The organism is Enterobacter cloacae complex sp. BZL2005 (assembly GCF_049238885.1).
GTDB classification, from domain to species: domain Bacteria; phylum Pseudomonadota; class Gammaproteobacteria; order Enterobacterales; family Enterobacteriaceae; genus Enterobacter; species Enterobacter roggenkampii.
Map to the genome: position 1 here is coordinate 25,694 of NZ_JBMKGI010000021.1, position 17,370 is coordinate 43,063.

The window sequence follows — 17,370 nt, forward strand, 5'->3', positions numbered from 1 at the left end:
ATGTCGTGCCGTTTTATCAAATCTACAAACTCTGGCCTCTTCCTGAAACTACTCTCCTCTTCCGATCTCTTAAGAAGGAATTACATTTGAGACGCTTACCCGTATATCTGCTACTCGACACGTCCGGCTCTATGCACGGAGAGCCTATCGAAGCGGTTAAGAATGGCGTTCAGACGCTGCTTACCACGCTGAAACAGGATCCGTATGCACTCGAAACGGCTTACGTGTCAGTGATCACCTTTGATTCTTCAGCCCGACAGGCAGTCCCCCTGACAGACCTCCTGAGTTTCCAGATACCAGCACTAACAGCCAGCGGCACCACCTCTCTTGGCGAAGCGCTTACCCTGACGGCCAGCTCCATTGCCAAAGAAGTACAGAAAACGACGGCTGACACTAAAGGTGACTGGCGTCCCCTTGTATTCCTGATGACGGATGGAAGTCCGAATGATGACTGGCGTAAAGGCCTGAATGACTTTAAAGCGGCCAGAACCGGCGTTGTTGTGGCATGTGCAGCCGGGCATGATGCCGATACCAGCGTCCTCAAAGAAATCACTGAAATCGTGGTTCAGCTCGATACAGCTGACAGTTCGACGATTAAAGCTTTCTTTAAATGGGTCAGTGCGAGCATTTCGGTAGGCAGTCAGAAAGTGGAGTCCAGCAAAAAAGAAGTGATCGGTCTTGAAGACCTGCCACCGCCGCCGCCAGAAGTAAACGTGGTCTTATAATTTTATTAATTAAGGGGATGTCATGTCTGTCAGTCTGAGCAAAGGCCAGGGCGTAAGCCTGAAAAAAAATGAATACGATCTCTCGTCCGTTACTATCGGCCTGGGTTGGGATATTAATGAGGAAAAGAAAGGTTTCCTCGGCGGGATCTTTGGTAAAAAAGAAGAAGAATACGACCTTGATGTGATCGCTTTCCTGTGTAATTCAGCCGGAAAGGTGACCGATCTCGGCAATGTGGAAAATGGTAAACCAACGCTTGTGAATGGCGATATCATCTTTTTCAACAGCCTTCGCCATAAGTCAGGAAATATCTGGCTGACGGGCGATAACCGAACCGGAGCCGGTGATGGTGACGATGAGCAAATTATTGTGCGCCTGAATTCCCTTGACGCTCAGTACGAGAAAATTGTGTTCATCGTTCAGATCTACAATGGTGAAAAGCTCCAGCAGCACTTTGGTAAAGTTCAGAATGCCTTCATCCGGGCAGTAGATGCCCGTAATATTGAAATGGCACGATTCGATCTTTCTGGCGGACCCGCCTTCGCCAGCCAGCGCTCCATGGTTTTTGCCGAGCTGATACGCGAGGCTACAGGCTGGAAACTCAGGGCAATTGGTGAGCCTTCAGAATCAGATTCGTTTGTCTCGCACCTGAGGAATTACATGTGATGCGCCGCCTGCCTGTTTACCTTGTTATCGACACATCCGGCTCGATGCGCGGTGAGTCCATCCATTCCGTTAACGTTGGAATTCAGGCGATGCTTAGCGCTCTTCGCCAGGATCCCTACGCCCTCGAAAGCGTTCATATCTCCATTATCACCTATGACAATGAGGCGCGTGAGTTCATTCCTCTCACGCCGCTGGAAGACTTCCAGTTTTCTGACATCGTTGTGCCAAGCGCAGGCGGGACGTTCACCGGTGCTGCCCTTGAATGTCTGATGCAGTGTGTTGAACGGGATGTACGTCGCTCAGATGGTGATACAAAAGGAGACTGGCGTCCTCTGGTATTCCTGATGACTGATGGAACCCCTTCTGATGCCCTGGCGTACGGTGAAGCGGTAAAAGCGATTCACGGCCGGGGATTCGGATCCATCATTGCCTGCGCCGTTGGTCCTAAAGCAGGCCATGAGCACTTAAAACAGCTCACCGATAAGGTTGTGTCTCTGGAGACGCTAGATTCAACCGCGTTTGCAGGTTTCTTTAAATGGGTATCGGCCAGCGTGTCTTCCGGCAGCACAAGCGCGGGGATCAATAACGGAACTGATACCCTTCCCCCTCCTCCACCAGAAATCCAGCTGGTGCTCTGACAGACAGAAAGGTGCTGCTTTCCGGGCAGCACCTTTCTGTACAGCAACGTTTTCTGCTGGCCGTACCAGCCGTACGAGGAAAATTATGAGACGCCTTCCCGTGTTTTTTGTCCTGGACTGTTCAGAGTCCATGATTGGTGAAAACCTGAAAAAAATGACTGATGGTCTGCAAATGATCATCGGAGATTTAAGAAAGGATCCACACGCACTTGAAACAGCCTGGGTTTCGGTAATCGCATTTGCCGGTGTAGCCCGTACGATTGTACCTCTTCACGAAATTGCCTCGTTCTACCCTCCCCGCCTTCCCGTTGGCGGCGGTACGAGCCTTGGGGCCGCATTGCGTGAGCTGACCGTACAAATTGATACCCAGGTCAGAAAAACCACTCATGAGGCTAAAGGCGACTGGAAACCCGTCGTGTATCTCCTTACCGACGGACGTCCGACTGACGACACAACCGCAGAAGTGAAGCGCTGGAAGGATCACTACGCGAGTAAAGTGAATCTCATTGCCGTTGGCCTGGGGCCGTCAGCGGACCTGAATACCCTGCGGCAACTGACAGAGAATGTCATGCTGTTCACCGAGTCTCAGGAAGGGGACTTTACCCGCTTCATCAAATGGATCACAGCCTCGGTTACGGCGCACAGCCGCAGCGTCGGAGACGACAAACAACCTGAGCTCAGCCAGACTGAATACATAGTCCGGCTGGCCAAGGACGAGCCAGTAAAAGCGTACGACGAAAACTGCGTTACGCTTACCGGCCGTTGCAGCAAGACCCGTCGTCCGTATCTGATGAAGTATGAACGGCCACCAGCAAGGATTTCCGGGCTCGATTTCAGCCTGAACCTGAACAGCTTTAATATTGCCGGATGCTATCCCATCGATGAGGACTATTTTGCATGGTCAGATGCCACCGCTACCGGTTTGCAGGTAAACACCAGCGAACTGCATGGCGTACCGGGTTGCCCTCACTGCGGTAATGCCAGTGCGTTTGCCCTGTGCTCATGCGGAAAATTGCTGTGCATTGACGGCCCGGATGACGTGATCTGCCCGTGGTGTGAAACAGGTCTGTCATTCAGCAATGATGGCGGAAACACTAACTTCGACGTAAACAGAGGGAGAGGTTGATGTCGCAAAATGTTTTACTTGAAGAGAAGATTATCCGCTTAGTGCTGTCTGAGCTGGGCCACCCTGTAGAAGGTGAGCGGCTTTTTCTTCTATCGCACGACCCTTCCCTTACTGAAGAGATTATGCGGCTTAAAGAGCGGATTGAGAGCCTTGCACAGGGTTTATCTACGCGGGTTAGCGAAGGTTATAACGACGCAGAGATCGCCCCCTCGTCAGCATCCAGCCTTTCCGATCAGCAACAAACGGTCGTAAGTGATGCTGATAACCCGGGCATTGACGCTACCGATACACCATTACTGCAACCCCTGCCAGAAAATGAACCTCATCCTCCGTTCTGGAAGCTGATGCCTTATTACGAATTTGATAAACCAGCACAGAGGGAAGACGAAAACCTGTCTTCCCTGGTATTAAAACCCGGGCAGATACCGACAGGCCAGCAGCGGGCCGGATTAGCTGTGCCACCTGCCGTTCCCCCGAGAGCTAAAATAGTTATTCCCAACGCCCGCGCAGGCGAACGTTTCTCTTCGCCGGTTGCTATAGTTCTGGATGAGGGCCAGCAGGCTACTGTCAGGGACGTTGTCTTTCCCAGGAACATTGGCCTGACCTTTGACAAAGAGCATAAGTTGCTGACAGGTACACCCACCGAAAGCGGCGATATAGAGCTTTCAGTACTCTGGTCATGCGCTTCGCACGACGAATGCGAAACAAAACAGCTTTTTATAGTCAATCCCGATCCGAGAAGCCTGTGGAAGGTGGTAGAGCCACCAGCAGACGCTTCCTACCCTAAGTCCCATCTGGACGCTGCTGGCCTGGTCAGGGGTGACATACGTATTGCTGCCGCCAGTCGCCGGGGACGATCTCATGAGCATGCCGGGAGCTTCAGAGATGACGACTTCTATATCAACCACTGCCAGGAAACAGGATGGTCTGTCATGCTGGTCGCAGACGGGGCCGGTAGTGCGGTAAATTCCCGGGAAGGCTCCCGGATTGCAGTCCAAACGGCTGGCGATTACCTTTTCAATCAGCTCAGTGGTTTGAAAGGCGTCCATCTAAAGCAGCACATCACGGCGTGGGAAGGGAGCGATCAGCAGGCAACCATAAACGCCATGCTTCATCATTTTAAACAGGCAGCTACGCTCGCGGTCAACAGTATCCAGAACGAAGCCATTTGTGCAGAACAACCTGTGAAATCCTATTCAACAACCCTACTGGCAACTGTAGCGCTACGAACTGATAACGAGCTGTTTGCGGCTGCATTCTGGCTTGGTGATGGTGCGATAGGTGCATACAGCCCTTCCGGTAAAGTCAGGATACTGGGAAATCCCGATAGCGGAGAATACGCAGGACAAACCCGCTTTCTTGACCAGAGCATTATCGCAGACCCCTCGTTTAGCGGCCGCATCAGCGTGGGTAAATGGAATGATGTATCTCACTTGATCCTCATGACAGATGGCGTATCAGACCCTCTGTTTGAGACAGATAACGGGCTTCGCAGTGACGAAAAATGGACCCGTCTCCTTGATGAGCTCATCCCTGTCCTTACAGACGCCAGTATTGCGCCTGAGAGGTTAGGCGACTGGCTTAACTTTTTCTCCACAGGGAACCACGATGACCGCACTATTGCGGTGTTGTGGTAAGGGATACGCTTCTTCGGTGATCAATATGGCAAATATTGTTACGTGCAAAACAAAGGACGGCGAAACAGTCCAGTATGTTGACGAGGTAATTGGTTCGGGCTCGATGAAGGATGTTTACTTCTCGCCTGATAAATCATACGTCGTCGCTTTTTATCATAAACCGCAGAACGAGCAGGCCCGGGATCGGATTGATATGATCACCGGACGCTACAGGCAAAACATTTTTGGCCAGTCCGGAGGTGAATACTGGAAGGACCTGTTTTGCTGGCCGACCCACGTTGTTGAGCATGGGGATAAAATCGGCATCGTGGTTCCAACCTACAAAAGCTACTTTTTCTTTAAATACGGCTCTAAAAACGATGATTTTCTTGGCATAAAAGGCCGTGAAAAGGAAGGCAAATGGTTTGCCAGCGCCAGCAACCAGAATAAATTTCTCGACCCACGTGAACGAGGCAATACGCTTACCTATCTCAAGGTCTGTCTGCTGCTAACAAGAGCCGTCAGAAGGATGCATGCGGCAGGTCTCTGTCACAGCGATCTAAGCTATAAAAACGTGCTTATCGATCCAGAAATGGGACATGCCTGCATCATTGACGTAGACGGCCTGGTTGTCCCTGGAAAGTATCCTCCCGACGTCGTGGGCACCCCGGATTTTATCGCTCCGGAAGTGGTGAAAACCAGCCATCTTTCCAAAGAGGATCCGAACCGCGTATTGCCAAGCATTTCTACTGACCGTCATGCGCTGTCGGTGCTTATCTACATGTATCTGTTCTTCCGTCATCCGCTACGTGGCGGAAAAATACATGACATGTCGGATGAAGTACGTGATGAGACCTTATCTATGGGTGAGAAGGCACTCTTCATTGAACATCCGACAGACAAAAGCAATGCAGTCAAAGTCAGTCAGCTATCCTCCTTTTCACTGCCCTGGGCTGACCCGGAGAAAATTCCTTACACCATCATGGGCCCTTATCTGACGCCTTTGTTTGAACGCGCCTTTATTGATGGCTTACACGATGCCACTAAACGCCCGACCGCCGATGAGTGGGAAAGTGCCCTGGTTAAAACAGTCGATCTGATACAGCCCTGCCAGAACAAGGCGTGTGAACAGAAATGGTACGTTTTCTCAGGTAAGACAAAGCCGGTTTGTCCCTACTGCGGTACGCCATACAAGGGTAAATTACCGATTCTAAATTTATATTCATCCCGAAAGGAAGGCAGTTATCGTCCTGACGATCACCGGTTGATGGTGTGGAGCGGGCAGTCAATCTATGCGTGGCATGTGAATCGCCTCATTGCGCCAAATGAGCGCACAACCGATGCACAAAGGAAACGAGTTGGGTATTTTGTTTTCCATAACGATCAGTGGTGGTTAGTAAATGAAGGCATAAATGGGCTTATGTCATTACCGGATAAACGACAGATTGCCATTGGTGAAAAAATTGAACTGACGAATAACGCTCAGTTTGTTCTGTCAAAGGAGGAAGGCGGCAGGCTAGTCGTCGTTCAGTTAGTAGAAAACTAACGGACGCCCATAACGACTAAAACGTTCTGGCAGAATACTGAACCTGTTTAATGAATCACTATATTAAGCTGTGTCAAATTTAAGCTGCCAGAAAAACTGACTGTCTGTGCCGGATATGCGGTTCACCGCCTGCGGCAAGGGTTTAATGCGCAAAGCTCAAGTTGTTTATAAAAGTGAATGGTTTTGTGGCTCTACCCTGCCGCCCTCCTTTACGGCCTAGTGGGAGCGAAGCTGCAAAATGCGAATTTTAATAAATAGTGAAGTTTAATCCGGCAAAACAATCAGATTTATCCTCTAAAGGTTCTCAAGATGTTCCTTTTGTTTTTTTAAGCCTGTAATTCTGTGTAACTTCCAATATATGAAAGGTGATCGCTAAGGCAGTCACCGAACTCGATAATAAAACCACTAATCGCCAGTCGCCAGTTCTGGAGCGGTATACTCCATTTTTTCGACGCATCCTTGATCGGCAGAGATATAATCTTCCGTACCGGTCATCTGTCGGGAACATTTTGCGTTTATAACTTGATAAGGTACAGTGGATCCCATATATGTATATTGAGGATGTCCCTCTGAAACTCAGGAATCCGTATCATGGGTTTAAAACCAGGTCCCAAACCAATTGCCAAGTCAACAGGAAAGCCAAATCAACGTCGTCGCGATAATAAGGATACGCCCGGTAATACACCCGGATTGAAACCCAGTAAATCTACCGGGAAATGATAATGAAGGGTATAAGTTTCGTACTTATACCCTTATTAGGAACGAAGTTGCAAACTTCGGTTACTGGAGTGGAACATCCCAGCGTTTTACAGCTGTCGCTGAAACCGGTACGCAGTAAGCGGCATCTTTCTGGAGTTTAAGCCTGACATCTGTATCGAACTCAGAATCCAGCGGATTAAATTTCCAGCTTTCCCTATAGGATTTGATTATTTCTTCAGGGCAAAGAAAACTGAATTGATTGGTGGTAAATATAGAAACAGCCCGAACCGAGTAATATTTTCCTGCTTTGATTTTTTTCCTATCCCAAACTGAATTAGAAAAAAACTCCTCCGGATACTCGCTAGATTTTATAATATAGCTGTGGGTGCTGAAATCACTTATACCTGAAAGTTTAATGACGGAATGAGTAAATATAACAGGTAAAACAGTTATTTTTGTAGAAATAAATAACAGTATCATCAGAGACACTATCAAGGAAGTGCTAATTTTTTTGGGGAGTTTATCCTTGGCATCCATTCTGAGGTAAACGAGGCCAGGCAAAATTGTCATAAAAAAAACCATATAAGACATGAACGCCATTCCGGCCACGATCCTGAAACTTACTTTTTCAGTTGAAGCAGAAATATTCCTGAATACTATTTCCAGTGGAAACACCTGAAGATGCGCCAGCAGTGCTATACAGAGCGGGATGGCCACATAAATCTGGCATCGCCGCATCCATCTCACCTTCGTATTTTTAATTGATAAGTCGTGTTCTAGATATTTTCGGTTTATCAGGCAGGAAATAATTATGGTCAGTACACCGATACTTAGCAAAGACAGCCAGCCTGAATTATTTTTTACGGCCTGGCTGAAATCGAAAGCATAGTAAAATACATAGATAAACGCCATCGGGAACAGTCCTGACAGCATCAGTATCGATAAAAAGTTATTCTGAATTTTATTGTATGTAGGAAGATTATTGATGTCCTGAGGAATGATAATCGGCATGAATATAGAGATTATAAAAAAGATAAATAACAGAATCGCTAATGAGAATACGGCTGCGCAGCAGACCAGAGCGAATAGACTCTTGATGCTCAACACCTCAAAGAAAACATCGAGTCTGTCAAGACGACTGAAATATCCCCAGAGCACAGTCAGCGCGATCCCAGATATGATACCAGACGGAGTTAATACCGAAATTAACAGCGTCTTCCATTTCTGATTCATTGTTAACCTTCCCTCTTTATTATGGTGGTTAAGCTAAATTAGCAGCGTTACATCGTACAGGCACCTACCCGAATCTGACCGTCAACAGCTGTTTGTGTGGCAATGTACGAAGAATTGTTTTTTATCTTCTACTAATTAAAATGTACCTTTGAAAAAGTAGACTTTCTGCGATACGCTCTGGCGGTATCATTTCCCCCGATTTTTCACGCAGCGCGCCGGACGGTTTCCGGCCCTGACGGAGCCCTGGATGACACAGATGCCTGATGATGATCCTGACCTGTCCATGTCGCCGGCGGTCATACCACCTGATGGGGATTTCCTGCCGGCGCTGACAGGCGGCGAGGGTCCGGTCAGTCCCGCCCGGGCGTACCTGCTTTCCCTGAATTCCCCCCGCAGCCGGCAGACCATGGCCTCGTTCCTTAGCATCGTCGCGGACATGCTCGGTTCAGCTTCCATGGATGCCTGCAGCTGGGGCAGCCTGCGGCGTCATCACGTGATGGCTGTGACCGAGCTGCTGCGCGATAGCGGGCGGGCCACGGCCACCGTCAACACCTACCTTTCGGCACTCAAGGGCGTGGCGAAGGAAGCCTGGATGCTCAGGCTGATGGACGTGGAAAGCTTCCAGCACATCCGGGCGGTGCGCAACCTGCGCGGCAGCCGTCTCCCCCGCGGCCGGGCCCTGCTGCCGGAGGAGATCCTAGCGCTGTTCAGTACCTGCGAGGATGATGGCTCCAGTATCGGCCTCCGGGATGCGGCGATGCTGGGTGTCATTCTTGGCTGCGGCCTGCGCCGGTCGGAGGCCGTGGGGCTGGATTTGAGTGACGTTGTCACCACTGAGCGAGCACTCAGGGTGCTGGGTAAGGGGAACAAGGAACGGCTGGCCTATATGCCGGCGGGCACCTGGCAGCGGCTAAAGCTGTGGATCGATGAAGTGCGCGGAGAAAAAGACGGGCCGCTGTTTACCCGTATCCGTCGCTTTGACACCCTGACGAATGACCGTCTCACCGACCAGGCAGTGTACCATGTCCTGCAGGTGCGCCAGCGCCAGGCAGGAATAGCGAAATGCGCCCCGCACGATTTAAGGCGTACTTTTGCCACGGCCATGCTGGATAATGGGGAAGACCTGATTACGGTGAAGGATGCGATGGGTCATGCCAGCGTCACCACCACCCAGCAGTACGATCGCCGCGGCGAGGCGCGCCTGCGAACGGCGCGCGACCGTCTGGATCTGATATGAACTTAACAACACGTTAAGATAACAAGTTAACAAGATAGTAGGTGTGGATGCTCGCATGCTTGCAATTTTCTGAAATGGTGTCACATTGGAACTTCCGTTAAAGTAGGTCTGCCGGCTATCCCGTTTCCCCTTCTGAACCGGGGTGGTTTGGATATGCGGGATGGCCGGTCCTTTTCGTTCTTTTGCCGGGTACCATATGTGATTTTTAGGGTTATGAAGCGTGAAAATCTTCTGCAACTTCAGAAAAGTAGCTGAGTAACCGTGTATCTCTCGCGGGCATACGTTCATGAGCCGGTGTTATCAGCCCCATCAGCAGAAAGCGGCCGCTATCCCACATGTGTTCTGTGTAAATGAGATAGTGATCTGAGGTACGGTTGTAATTCTCTTGTCTGGCACTCCAGGTGAGCTGGAAATGCAGATTAACGTGAATATGCTGGACGTTAGCATCGACAGCGAATGGCGGGTAATCAAAAGGGGCGTCCCTTCCAAGAAGATTTGACGGTGCGCCAGTTGATTTATACGTAATGAACTCTGCTTGTAACTGGCTCTCCAGCTCAGGGTAAACGGCAAACGTGGGCTGGAAAAAAGTATCCCACGTGACATGACTGTACTCAGCTGTTAACGCCATTTAGCCGCTGCCCTGTTGCCTGAATCCAGCAGGTGATTCATGGCCGAGAGGTTGATTCCAGAGTCACGCACTTCTGTCGTTCGTGTGATTTGATCAATAAGACTGAGGTAGTTTTTAGTCGCAAGACTGACCATTTTAATGGCCTTAAAGAATGCAAACTCAACAGAATTCCTGTCATACGACTGAACGATTTTTTTTTCCGGCAGCATCAGAACAAAGGACTCTGCGATACCTGCGACATGGATAGTATGATTTCTGATGTCGCTGGCGACTTTGATAGCGCCGGCGAAATCGCTGTCTGCATACCGTGCCAGCTCGATGCGACTTGAGCGTAATTCTTCAGCTACGTCATTGAGAGCAACAGTGAGCTCGCTGATATCGGTTTTGTTGACTCTGGAGCCCATTTCGTAAACCCGTTCAACAATCGTAGGCTGACACGCAACCGCTTTGGGTTGCGGCTGGAAACTGGCAAGAACCAGTGCCACTGCGGCCTGCAAGTGCTGGATTTTAAATTTCACGACGGGCTCCATAATCATCATCTCTCGACGAGGCGCTGCATTTTACTACTGAACTTAACTATATGCTAAAAAAAGTTGGTTGCATATGTGGCTGGCACAGCAAACAGGAAATTGAAATCTTCTATCTGGCCGTGGCTTTCCGGATTGCTACCTGAAGCCTGTCAGCGGTTACGGCTTCCGGGAAAACCGTGATGGTGTCGGGAGTCGCCCCGCTAACGGGCATGACGATGATCCCCGGCGTTCCGGTGAGTCCCAGCGCCTCCGACAGATTGCTGTTTTTCTCAAGAGACGCGGTATGGTCGCCAGGAGCTGAGGTGGCCAGCCCCGCCTTTGACGCTGCAACGCGAATATCCTCCACCGTCAGTTTGCCTTCATTATGCCCGGTGGCGTAGATGGCATTGTGATAGGTGACATAGGCCTGCGGCCCTTTCTTTTGCCAGACCGTCAGCCCCTGCTGCGCTGCCTGAAGTGAGGCTTCCCAGCGGCCACCAAATATTGGCCACTCCTTAAAGAGGTAGCGGACGTCCGGCTGCGCTTTCATGACCTTCTCCAGCTCCGGCGCAAAGCGGCTGCAGAACACGCACTGGTAATCAAAGAATTCAATCACCGCGACCTTTGTATTATCAGGCCCGTAAGCCGGGGTATCCGGATCATGCAGAAGGTTCGCCTGATTCTCCATCACGCTGAGTGCAAACATCTTCTGCTTACGTGCCTCCTGCTGTTCCTGCAGCTTATGACTGACCGTCACCAGTATCTCCGGGTGGGATACCAGGTAGTCTGCTGCGATTTCCCCGATACGGGCCTCCTGCTCCGGGCTGAATATCGGCTGAGGGGCCGAAGCGTGTGCCGTTGCAATAAAGCCAATGTATGTTGTAACTATTAATGCTGCTAATTTGTGTACTTTCATCGTCTGAGTCTCATTGTTAAATGGGGGATTAGCGTTCTTTCTGAATGGTACGGGTGAGGGTCTGTTCTTCACGCTCCGGCATGCGGCCGCGTTCAGTATTTTCTGCCACCCTGAGCATGTCGCGCTCAGCGTTTGCCAGATCTGCAATCACACGCGATGCCCGCGACTGTTCACCGGATGCCTTGTCAGCACCTTCCAGCTCACTCCTGACACCTGCAGCAGCTTTCATTTCCTGTCCACCGGTGTTTTCCTCACCTCTCACCCTGGCGATTACATCTGCATCCGGGGTGAGTGGTTCCGGTTTACGCGGGTTAATGTCTTCCGGTTTCAGTCTGATCACCTCTTCCTGCGGAATTTCCGGCAGCAACGACTCCGGCTGCCTGTTCCGTCCGGCGTCTTCATTGCGAATCTGGTCTGCCAGCATCTGTTCGCGCAGTTGCTGTACGTTCTGCTCGTCAGTCAGCGTGGAGACAATACCCGGCGACACATCCTGTTTTGTCCCACCGCTCACCTTAAGCAACCATGCTGAAGGCGGTTCATCGCCGGTCTGCCAGACCACGCCGTCCTTCGGGTGATGTCGTACTGCATCAAGCGCGGCCGCCAGGTCACTGGCCACAATCGTGTTGCCTGACTGGCTTCGCTGCAGTACCGCACCACGGGCACGTTCTGTCATGACCATCCGGGTCTCCCCCTGTGTCATCCGCCCTTCCGGGCTGGCAACCAGGGAAACCATGGCCAGGCCCGCACTCCTGCCATTGTTGTCATACACCGGCAGCGCCAGCGCCGGTTCAGGAAAGCGCCGGGTACAACAACCTTACTCGGGTTGGTGTTGCTGAGAGTGACGTTAAAGGCGGCGTCGTTCTCAAACGGAATGGCTGCGGGTGAGGAAGCGGCCCGGAGGCCGCTGGTAAATAATCCCGCTGCCAGAAACACAGCAGCAGCTGCCGGTGAAATGCGAAATTTCATGGGCAGTCCTGTCAGTTAGTGGAAGATACCGGCTTGAGTTCTTCAAAGCTGTGGAGGTTAATCACACCGTTGTCATAACTCAGTTTCAGTCGGTAGGTTTTTTCCTGGTCTTTCAGTGGCGTGATGATTGCGCCGTTTGTGGTGGAGGATTTCAGTACCCCGCTGTACTGCACGGAGCCATCATCCATGACGCGAATTTCTTTCGTGTCGAACTGGGTGGTGATGCCCGCTTTCTGGATGCGCTCAGTTTCTATGTCCAGGGCTTTCTTGAGTACGTCCCGTTCGGCGGAGGGGACAAATCCAAGAATCATTTTCTGGTTATGTTCGATGTTTTCCGGGGTAACGTTGAGTCGCCAGTAAATAAAGGAAGCGGCGAACTGTGTCAGACCGGTCGCATCGACACTTTTAGAATCTGATGCAAATGGGCGGTTAAACGTTAACGGCGTGGTGATGGTTTTCTGGGTTGTGGCGAAATACCATGCCAGTGACCCTGTCAGTACATTCCCTGCGCTCATGAGTAAAGTTAAAGCTGAAAGACCAATAAACGCATAGCGGAGTTGTTTATCGCGCTCTCCTTTAATATTCAGTTTCATGAAAAACTATGCCCTCCAGTGCCGGAAACTTGAGTCAGGTATCTGGCGAAAGGTTACTTTGAATAAAAGTGATGGCAGGTGCCAGTAGCAGAAATTAAGCAACCAGTACGACCCCTGCCCTTTTTTCAGATATCTGACGATGAACCAGAGGATTCCCGCGATTACACCAAGTTCGAGTGACAGGTTGTTAAGCACCCCCAAAACTAAAAGGGGTGCGGTAACAATCAATTCGTCAATCGGTAAGCCTAAATAGCGGTTCTGCTGGTTCATTGTTTCCGGGAAGTTATATTTATCTCCTTCCCCGTTCATCATTTAGCTCGCGATACCGAAGGCGACACGGGTAAAGATGATTGCCATAACGATACCGACGAATACCAGTGGTGAGCGGGCCTTAATGTAAATAAACAGGCCCATGATGATTTCGGCGATGTAGAACCATTTAACCAGTGATGAGCCGGAGCCGAAGGTGGAATTAACCGTGGCGTTCTGCGAGGAAAGAAGGTCGGTACCAGATGCGAATGCCGGGTGAGTGACCATAAGTGCAATTAAAAAAGCGCCTGCTGACTTTAAGTAAAATTTAGCCTGGCGATTTTCGCGTGCTTTGCGGAATAAAGACGCTACCGCCCATCCCTTACCGACGTTAAGGGCACTGCCTTTGGTTAACATGTTTGTTTTCTCCGAAGTAAACAAAAGTGAATCGCGTAAGTGCTTGTTTACGCGGGCGCAATTGTCCAATGACCCTAAAAAAAAAAAACTGTGACGCATGTCACACTTTTTGTAACCATTCAGATTTATCCGAATATGTAAGTGGGTAGGCTTTGTTGACCAGTAAGTTCGGAGATGGTCTATGGGATCTATAGCTATGAAAGTAAAAGAAAAAATGTGGGATGGTCGCGGCCGTCCACGCAAGTTCCAGCCAGGTGAGGCGGTGGAGTGGCGATTGCGTGCACCGGATAATCTGCTTATGGAGCTGAGAATATGTGCCAGAGCTGGCAACAGAAGTGTGAATGAGGAAATTATTGCCAGGCTTTTGTTGTCGCTGAATTATCAGCCCGGCAAGCCTGTCATTAAAACTGCGGAGGGTGAGCGGCTCATTGCTCTGGCGGTGAGATTTGAAGAGTGGCTAGGGCAATTACTTGATGGTGAATCTCTTGATGATGCTGGAGAAATTAAATCCTCGCCCAAGCAGGAGCAATTGTGGATGTGGCGTGAGGGTGAAAGAGTTTTGCTTCCGGGGAAAACAACCGGATATAGCATGCGAATTCCTGAAAACCTTGCAGATGAAATCAGGGCAATGGCGAAGGTGCATAACCGTAGTCTGAATGATGAAATGCTCACCCGTCTGATGAATACGCTGGGTTATTTTACGGAAAGGTTACTTGACCAGAATGAGGATGTGCAGGCGCTTAAAGTTCTTTGCATGGAGTTCGAGGTGTTCCTGAAAGAAAAAATAAAGGAGGTGGAGAAAAGTGACCTTCCCTGGGATGAAAAACCGTCCCTGTGATCGATGTGGGCCGGGGTGTCCGGCTCACAGATTTATTCTTTTTCGTTGATGAAGTGCCTTGCTTCTGCTTCGTTCTCGGCTGTGTTTATGCCGCTTAAAATCATATCAAGCGTATCTTCAAGGCTGCCTTCGCCGTCTTTTCCTGTCATTTTTAAATACATCTCAGCGATTAGGGTGGCAATGAGAACTGTGCCTTCGCGTGAGCCGGCTGCTTTTCTTATGAGGTCTCTTCGATATCCTTCGATATCAAATTGATTGCCATCCTCGCCATCGCGTTTATAAACAAGCAGTCCAAGCCGGATTAATTCGTTGCAGGTAGCTGATATGTTTGCTTCTCCAGCATTAGCGCCGTTCTGCAGGTCTTGTTGAACAATATCGCGAACTTCGCGTTCAATTTTATCTTTAAGGTAGATGCCGACTCTTCCCATATTTCTTACCTGTTTTAAGTTAGTGTCGGAACCGACACTATGTATGGCCTGTTGGTGGATTTCCACATTGCTGTGCAAGGCTGTAATGGGTTGATACTGCTGTGCATTTCTGTTCTATACAGTAGTACAATCCAGCACTATGATGTGCGATAGTGTGACACTGTGCGATATATAATTCAATGTAATTAAAGCATATCTACAATTGTATGATACATGTGTGACATACCGACACTAACAGGTATCAGGATTATACGATAGTGTAGTGTCGGTATGTACGACATTAAACGGTCACATTCCAAAAGCGCGCAAATTTCTTACAAACATCCCACTGAAATGAAAGGAAAAATCTGCAAGACGAAGTCTTGCGTGGGGTGTGATGTTTTAAAGGGTTAGTAAAGAGCGGCATGTTAATACCGTATACCGTTCTGGCATGTTTATTTCGGACAGGTGTTAAATCCCTTCAGGAGAGCGCTCAGGCGCGTTTGTAGTGAATTTACTTGATTGCGACGATCCGCCGGGGTATTTTTTAAAGCGCCTCTCCAGAGCCCGTTTATTTCGCTAAAAGGCCAAACCATGAAAATATCGTTACTGCCTGCTGCTTTACTGACTCTTTCACTATCTGCTGGCGCAGCTCCGCAGATGTGCTTTGATCAGGCCGGGAAAGATTACCAAATTGATCCGCTGCTGCTTATGTCAATTTCGATTAAAGAGAGCCATCTTGTACCGGATGCGATAAATGGATCAAACAGGAATGGAACGGAAGATGTCTGCGGTATGCAGGTGAACAGTTCCCATTACGGTAAACTTAAAAACTTCAATATTACCCGTGAGCGCCTGTTAAATGATCCATGTATCTGCGTTTATACGGGAGCATGGGTACTGGCGCACAACTTTCGGTCATACGGGAAAAACTGGGACAGCGTGGGGATGTATAATACTGGACCGAGCAAAAAGCTCATTGTACAGCGCAAGGCCTATGCACAGGATATCAAAAATATATATCGTGTATTACTGGCCAGAAAAAAGTTACTTTCAGAACGTCTCGCGCCAGCTGCGGGAAAGGAGCATGATATTAAAATTGCAGAAACAGCATCGTCACATAGCGTGCAGTAAAAAGCCGCTCTGTTGAGCGGCTTAATTTTTAGGCCTTCAGTTTTGCAAACTCCTCCGCCATTTTCCAGAGCACCTGATTTAATTTGATGTCACCATCTATTCCGGTGACTTCCCGCGTTCTGGTCATCTTCCCTTTTTCCGTTCTGCCACGAATTCCCCCACGGATCACATTTTCCTGCACCACGTTAAACGTGGTCCATAAATCCTGGCCTCTGTCGAGCACACGGCGAGGGTTAATAATTTGCTCCGGTGTAATCGGCGCTGGTTTTCCATCGTATTTAATTTCCAGGGCGGTCGCACCAAAAAGGCGCTGCTCAGGCAAAGTGAGCTGAATGCTTTTCATGAGGTCTATATTTTCATCAACCGCGTCGAATGTTTTCAGCACCGTGTAAGCGCCTTCAATAACCTGCCCGACAATATCCCCTTTGTGGGGTACGCGGATTTCACCAAAATCCTTCCATGCAACCAGACCATTACTGCAAACCTGACGGAACATGCCGGGGATCATTTTATAGCTGCTTGAACCATCATGGCTATTCAGCAGAATAATTTCCGGCACTTCTTTTCCGTTAATCTGGTCATGACGGCGCAGGCGAAGCATATGCTTTGTAAAGTCGCGTTTATCCTGGTCACGTGTACGTGACTGCGTTGCATAATATGGCTGAAAACCTTCATCACGTAAGCGATCAAGAATGTTAATGGTCGGGATATACGTATAACGTTCAGAGCGTGAATCGTGTTTATCCGATGAGAACGCGCTCGGAACGATGCGCTGTAATTCATCATTCGTCAGCGGACGGTCTTTGCGGATCGAGGCAGGCATACGATAGCGGCTTGCGAAACTGACCATTTTTATTTACTCCTGATTATTTAGTAAGAGATGAAGAAATAACGCGGTGAAAATTATCCAGCGGGATTGCAGCTGCCACCGGGCGACCATCTACAACCCAGACAGAGATATAATCCGGGCATTCGTCATTTATTAACGTCAGCTCAGTGGCATTCTCTGGCGGCGTAAAAATTACCGGTTGTGGCTCCCCTTCCGATGCGGCCAGGACCCAGCAAAACAGATCCGTAAACTGGGACGTGGTGAGGTTTGAATCACATCTTCCGGTAGATTCTTGAGCGGCGGTTTTGACGTTGACGTTTCGTGTGTGCATCCTGGTTTCTCCTGTGGTGATGGTTGTCCATCTCCCTGGTGAGTTCTCTCGCGGCAAAGGGCAAAGGAG

Annotated in this window: 19 protein-coding genes and 3 pseudogenes; 9 read left to right on the forward strand and 13 right to left on the reverse strand. The window is 49.6% G+C overall.

The annotated features are described in order from the left end of the window. The first annotated feature begins 86 nt into the window (after positions 1 to 86). From ACOTXI_RS22480 to ACOTXI_RS22505, 6 genes are all read left to right on the forward strand, one after another. Positions 87 to 725 (forward strand): vWA domain-containing protein, encoded by a 639-nt coding sequence (locus ACOTXI_RS22480; protein WP_023327715.1) that lies wholly within the window; start codon positions 87 to 89, stop codon positions 723 to 725. Positions 726 to 747: 22 nt separating this feature from the next. Beyond that, complete coding sequence (locus tag ACOTXI_RS22485) at positions 748 to 1,389, forward strand: TerD family protein (RefSeq protein ID WP_000116681.1); 642 nt, start codon at positions 748 to 750, stop codon at positions 1,387 to 1,389. Beyond that, positions 1,389 to 2,027, forward strand: a complete 639-nt coding sequence (locus tag ACOTXI_RS22490; protein ID WP_023327716.1) for a vWA domain-containing protein — start codon at positions 1,389 to 1,391, stop codon at positions 2,025 to 2,027. The genes ACOTXI_RS22485 and ACOTXI_RS22490 overlap by 1 nt, the downstream gene beginning before the upstream one ends. An 85-nt stretch (positions 2,028 to 2,112) precedes the next feature. Beyond that, positions 2,113 to 3,153, forward strand: coding sequence for a TerY-C metal binding domain-containing protein (locus tag ACOTXI_RS22495; RefSeq protein ID WP_001253653.1), 1,041 nt, complete (start codon positions 2,113 to 2,115; stop codon positions 3,151 to 3,153). Beyond that, positions 3,153 to 4,790 (forward strand): PP2C family serine/threonine-protein phosphatase, encoded by a 1,638-nt coding sequence (locus ACOTXI_RS22500; protein ID WP_023327718.1) that lies wholly within the window; start codon positions 3,153 to 3,155, stop codon positions 4,788 to 4,790. The genes ACOTXI_RS22495 and ACOTXI_RS22500 overlap by 1 nt, the downstream gene beginning before the upstream one ends. A 25-nt stretch (positions 4,791 to 4,815) precedes the next feature. Further along, entirely contained in the window at positions 4,816 to 6,315 is a 1,500-nt protein-coding gene (locus tag ACOTXI_RS22505; RefSeq protein ID WP_032636178.1) for a helix-hairpin-helix domain-containing protein, read from the forward strand. Between the two features lie 326 nt (positions 6,316 to 6,641). Here ACOTXI_RS22505 and ACOTXI_RS22510 read toward each other — a convergent pair. Together ACOTXI_RS22510 and ACOTXI_RS22515 are read right to left on the reverse strand one after the other, a co-directional pair. Next, positions 6,642 to 6,832: pseudogene (locus tag ACOTXI_RS22510) on the reverse strand (hypothetical protein); the annotation flags it as partial. Positions 6,833 to 7,095: 263 nt separating this feature from the next. Next, entirely contained in the window at positions 7,096 to 8,247 is a 1,152-nt protein-coding gene (locus ACOTXI_RS22515) for a hypothetical protein (protein ID WP_265190943.1), read from the reverse strand. A 247-nt stretch (positions 8,248 to 8,494) separates the two neighbouring features. Here ACOTXI_RS22515 and ACOTXI_RS22520 point away from each other — a divergent pair, with 247 nt between their 5' ends. Continuing rightward, positions 8,495 to 9,484, forward strand: coding sequence for a tyrosine-type recombinase/integrase (locus ACOTXI_RS22520; RefSeq protein ID WP_023327721.1), 990 nt, complete (start codon positions 8,495 to 8,497; stop codon positions 9,482 to 9,484). Positions 9,485 to 9,695: 211 nt separating this feature from the next. On the opposite strand, the gene ACOTXI_RS22525 is transcribed toward ACOTXI_RS22520, so the two are convergent. From ACOTXI_RS22525 to ACOTXI_RS22560, 8 genes and pseudogenes are all read right to left on the reverse strand, one after another. Then, complete coding sequence (locus ACOTXI_RS22525; protein ID WP_023327722.1) at positions 9,696 to 10,112, reverse strand: type II toxin-antitoxin system YafO family toxin; 417 nt, start codon at positions 10,110 to 10,112, stop codon at positions 9,696 to 9,698. After that, the gene (locus ACOTXI_RS22530; protein WP_223195142.1) at positions 10,103 to 10,630 is read right to left on the reverse strand and encodes a hypothetical protein; all 528 of its coding nucleotides are present in this window, start codon (positions 10,628 to 10,630) and stop codon (positions 10,103 to 10,105) included. The genes ACOTXI_RS22525 and ACOTXI_RS22530 overlap by 10 nt, the downstream gene beginning before the upstream one ends. 121 nt (positions 10,631 to 10,751) lie before the next feature. Then, the gene (locus ACOTXI_RS22535) at positions 10,752 to 11,537 is read right to left on the reverse strand and encodes a DsbA family protein (protein WP_023327724.1); all 786 of its coding nucleotides are present in this window, start codon (positions 11,535 to 11,537) and stop codon (positions 10,752 to 10,754) included. Between the two features lie 28 nt (positions 11,538 to 11,565). Continuing rightward, positions 11,566 to 12,342 (reverse strand): annotated as a pseudogene (locus ACOTXI_RS22540) (conjugative transfer relaxase/helicase TraI domain-containing protein); the annotation flags it as partial. Continuing rightward, positions 12,335 to 12,503 (reverse strand): annotated as a pseudogene (locus tag ACOTXI_RS22545) (conjugal transfer protein TraK); the annotation flags it as partial. The pseudogenes ACOTXI_RS22545 and ACOTXI_RS22540, both read right to left, overlap by 8 nt. 11 nt (positions 12,504 to 12,514) lie before the next feature. Continuing rightward, positions 12,515 to 13,096 carry a TraE/TraK family type IV conjugative transfer system protein gene (locus ACOTXI_RS22550; RefSeq protein WP_023327726.1) on the reverse strand — a complete coding sequence of 194 codons (582 nt, stop codon included), beginning with the start codon at positions 13,094 to 13,096 and terminating at the stop codon, positions 12,515 to 12,517. Between the two features lie 6 nt (positions 13,097 to 13,102). Continuing rightward, positions 13,103 to 13,405 carry a type IV conjugative transfer system protein TraL gene (traL, locus tag ACOTXI_RS22555; protein WP_023327727.1) on the reverse strand — a complete coding sequence of 101 codons (303 nt, stop codon included), beginning with the start codon at positions 13,403 to 13,405 and terminating at the stop codon, positions 13,103 to 13,105. 3 nt (positions 13,406 to 13,408) lie between these two features. Then, on the reverse strand, positions 13,409 to 13,762 hold the full coding sequence (locus ACOTXI_RS22560) for a type IV conjugative transfer system pilin TraA (RefSeq protein ID WP_033147099.1): 354 nt from the start codon (positions 13,760 to 13,762) through the stop codon (positions 13,409 to 13,411). 196 nt (positions 13,763 to 13,958) lie between these two features. Between ACOTXI_RS22560 and ACOTXI_RS22565 the strand changes: the two genes are divergently transcribed. Next, on the forward strand, positions 13,959 to 14,600 hold the full coding sequence (locus ACOTXI_RS22565) for an Arc family DNA-binding protein (RefSeq protein ID WP_032636186.1): 642 nt from the start codon (positions 13,959 to 13,961) through the stop codon (positions 14,598 to 14,600). 32 nt (positions 14,601 to 14,632) lie between these two features. Here the strand turns inward: ACOTXI_RS22565 and ACOTXI_RS22570 are convergent, their stop codons facing one another. Continuing rightward, positions 14,633 to 15,028: a hypothetical protein gene (locus ACOTXI_RS22570; RefSeq protein ID WP_023327730.1), complete on the reverse strand. Its 396-nt coding sequence runs from the start codon at positions 15,026 to 15,028 to the stop codon at positions 14,633 to 14,635. A gap of 573 nt (positions 15,029 to 15,601) precedes the next feature. Here ACOTXI_RS22570 and ACOTXI_RS22575 point away from each other — a divergent pair. Then, positions 15,602 to 16,141, forward strand: coding sequence for a lytic transglycosylase domain-containing protein (locus ACOTXI_RS22575; RefSeq protein ID WP_032636190.1), 540 nt, complete (start codon positions 15,602 to 15,604; stop codon positions 16,139 to 16,141). Between the two features lie 28 nt (positions 16,142 to 16,169). Here ACOTXI_RS22575 and ACOTXI_RS22580 read toward each other — a convergent pair whose 3' ends face one another. Further along, positions 16,170 to 16,991, reverse strand: a complete 822-nt coding sequence (locus ACOTXI_RS22580; protein WP_421633970.1) for a DUF932 domain-containing protein — start codon at positions 16,989 to 16,991, stop codon at positions 16,170 to 16,172. Positions 16,992 to 17,007: 16 nt separating this feature from the next. Then, positions 17,008 to 17,370 (reverse strand): hypothetical protein (locus ACOTXI_RS22585; RefSeq protein ID WP_421766143.1); only part of this gene is annotated, 363 nt, incomplete at its 5' end.

What these genes read in the sequence shown, in the direction of transcription:
- ACOTXI_RS22485 (WP_000116681.1), top strand. Translation starts at nt 748, where the DNA reads ATGTCTGTCAGTCTGAGCAAAGGCCAGGGCGTAAGCCTGAAAAAAAAT.
- ACOTXI_RS22490 (WP_023327716.1), top strand. Translation starts at nt 1,389, where the DNA reads ATGCGCCGCCTGCCTGTTTACCTTGTTATCGACACATCCGGCTCGATG.
- ACOTXI_RS22495 (WP_001253653.1), top strand. Translation starts at nt 2,113, where the DNA reads ATGAGACGCCTTCCCGTGTTTTTTGTCCTGGACTGTTCAGAGTCCATG.
- ACOTXI_RS22500 (WP_023327718.1), top strand. Translation starts at nt 3,153, where the DNA reads ATGTCGCAAAATGTTTTACTTGAAGAGAAGATTATCCGCTTAGTGCTG.
- ACOTXI_RS22505 (WP_032636178.1), top strand. Translation starts at nt 4,816, where the DNA reads ATGGCAAATATTGTTACGTGCAAAACAAAGGACGGCGAAACAGTCCAG.
- ACOTXI_RS22515 (WP_265190943.1), bottom strand. Translation starts at nt 8,247, where the DNA reads ATGAATCAGAAATGGAAGACGCTGTTAATTTCGGTATTAACTCCGTCT.
- ACOTXI_RS22520 (WP_023327721.1), top strand. Translation starts at nt 8,495, where the DNA reads ATGACACAGATGCCTGATGATGATCCTGACCTGTCCATGTCGCCGGCG.
- ACOTXI_RS22525 (WP_023327722.1), bottom strand. Translation starts at nt 10,112, where the DNA reads ATGGCGTTAACAGCTGAGTACAGTCATGTCACGTGGGATACTTTTTTC.
- ACOTXI_RS22535 (WP_023327724.1), bottom strand. Translation starts at nt 11,537, where the DNA reads ATGAAAGTACACAAATTAGCAGCATTAATAGTTACAACATACATTGGC.
- ACOTXI_RS22550 (WP_023327726.1), bottom strand. Translation starts at nt 13,096, where the DNA reads ATGAAACTGAATATTAAAGGAGAGCGCGATAAACAACTCCGCTATGCG.
- traL (WP_023327727.1), bottom strand. Translation starts at nt 13,405, where the DNA reads ATGAACGGGGAAGGAGATAAATATAACTTCCCGGAAACAATGAACCAG.
- ACOTXI_RS22560 (WP_033147099.1), bottom strand. Translation starts at nt 13,762, where the DNA reads ATGTTAACCAAAGGCAGTGCCCTTAACGTCGGTAAGGGATGGGCGGTA.
- ACOTXI_RS22565 (WP_032636186.1), top strand. Translation starts at nt 13,959, where the DNA reads ATGAAAGTAAAAGAAAAAATGTGGGATGGTCGCGGCCGTCCACGCAAG.
- ACOTXI_RS22570 (WP_023327730.1), bottom strand. Translation starts at nt 15,028, where the DNA reads ATGGGAAGAGTCGGCATCTACCTTAAAGATAAAATTGAACGCGAAGTT.
- ACOTXI_RS22575 (WP_032636190.1), top strand. Translation starts at nt 15,602, where the DNA reads ATGAAAATATCGTTACTGCCTGCTGCTTTACTGACTCTTTCACTATCT.
- ACOTXI_RS22580 (WP_421633970.1), bottom strand. Translation starts at nt 16,991, where the DNA reads ATGGTCAGTTTCGCAAGCCGCTATCGTATGCCTGCCTCGATCCGCAAA.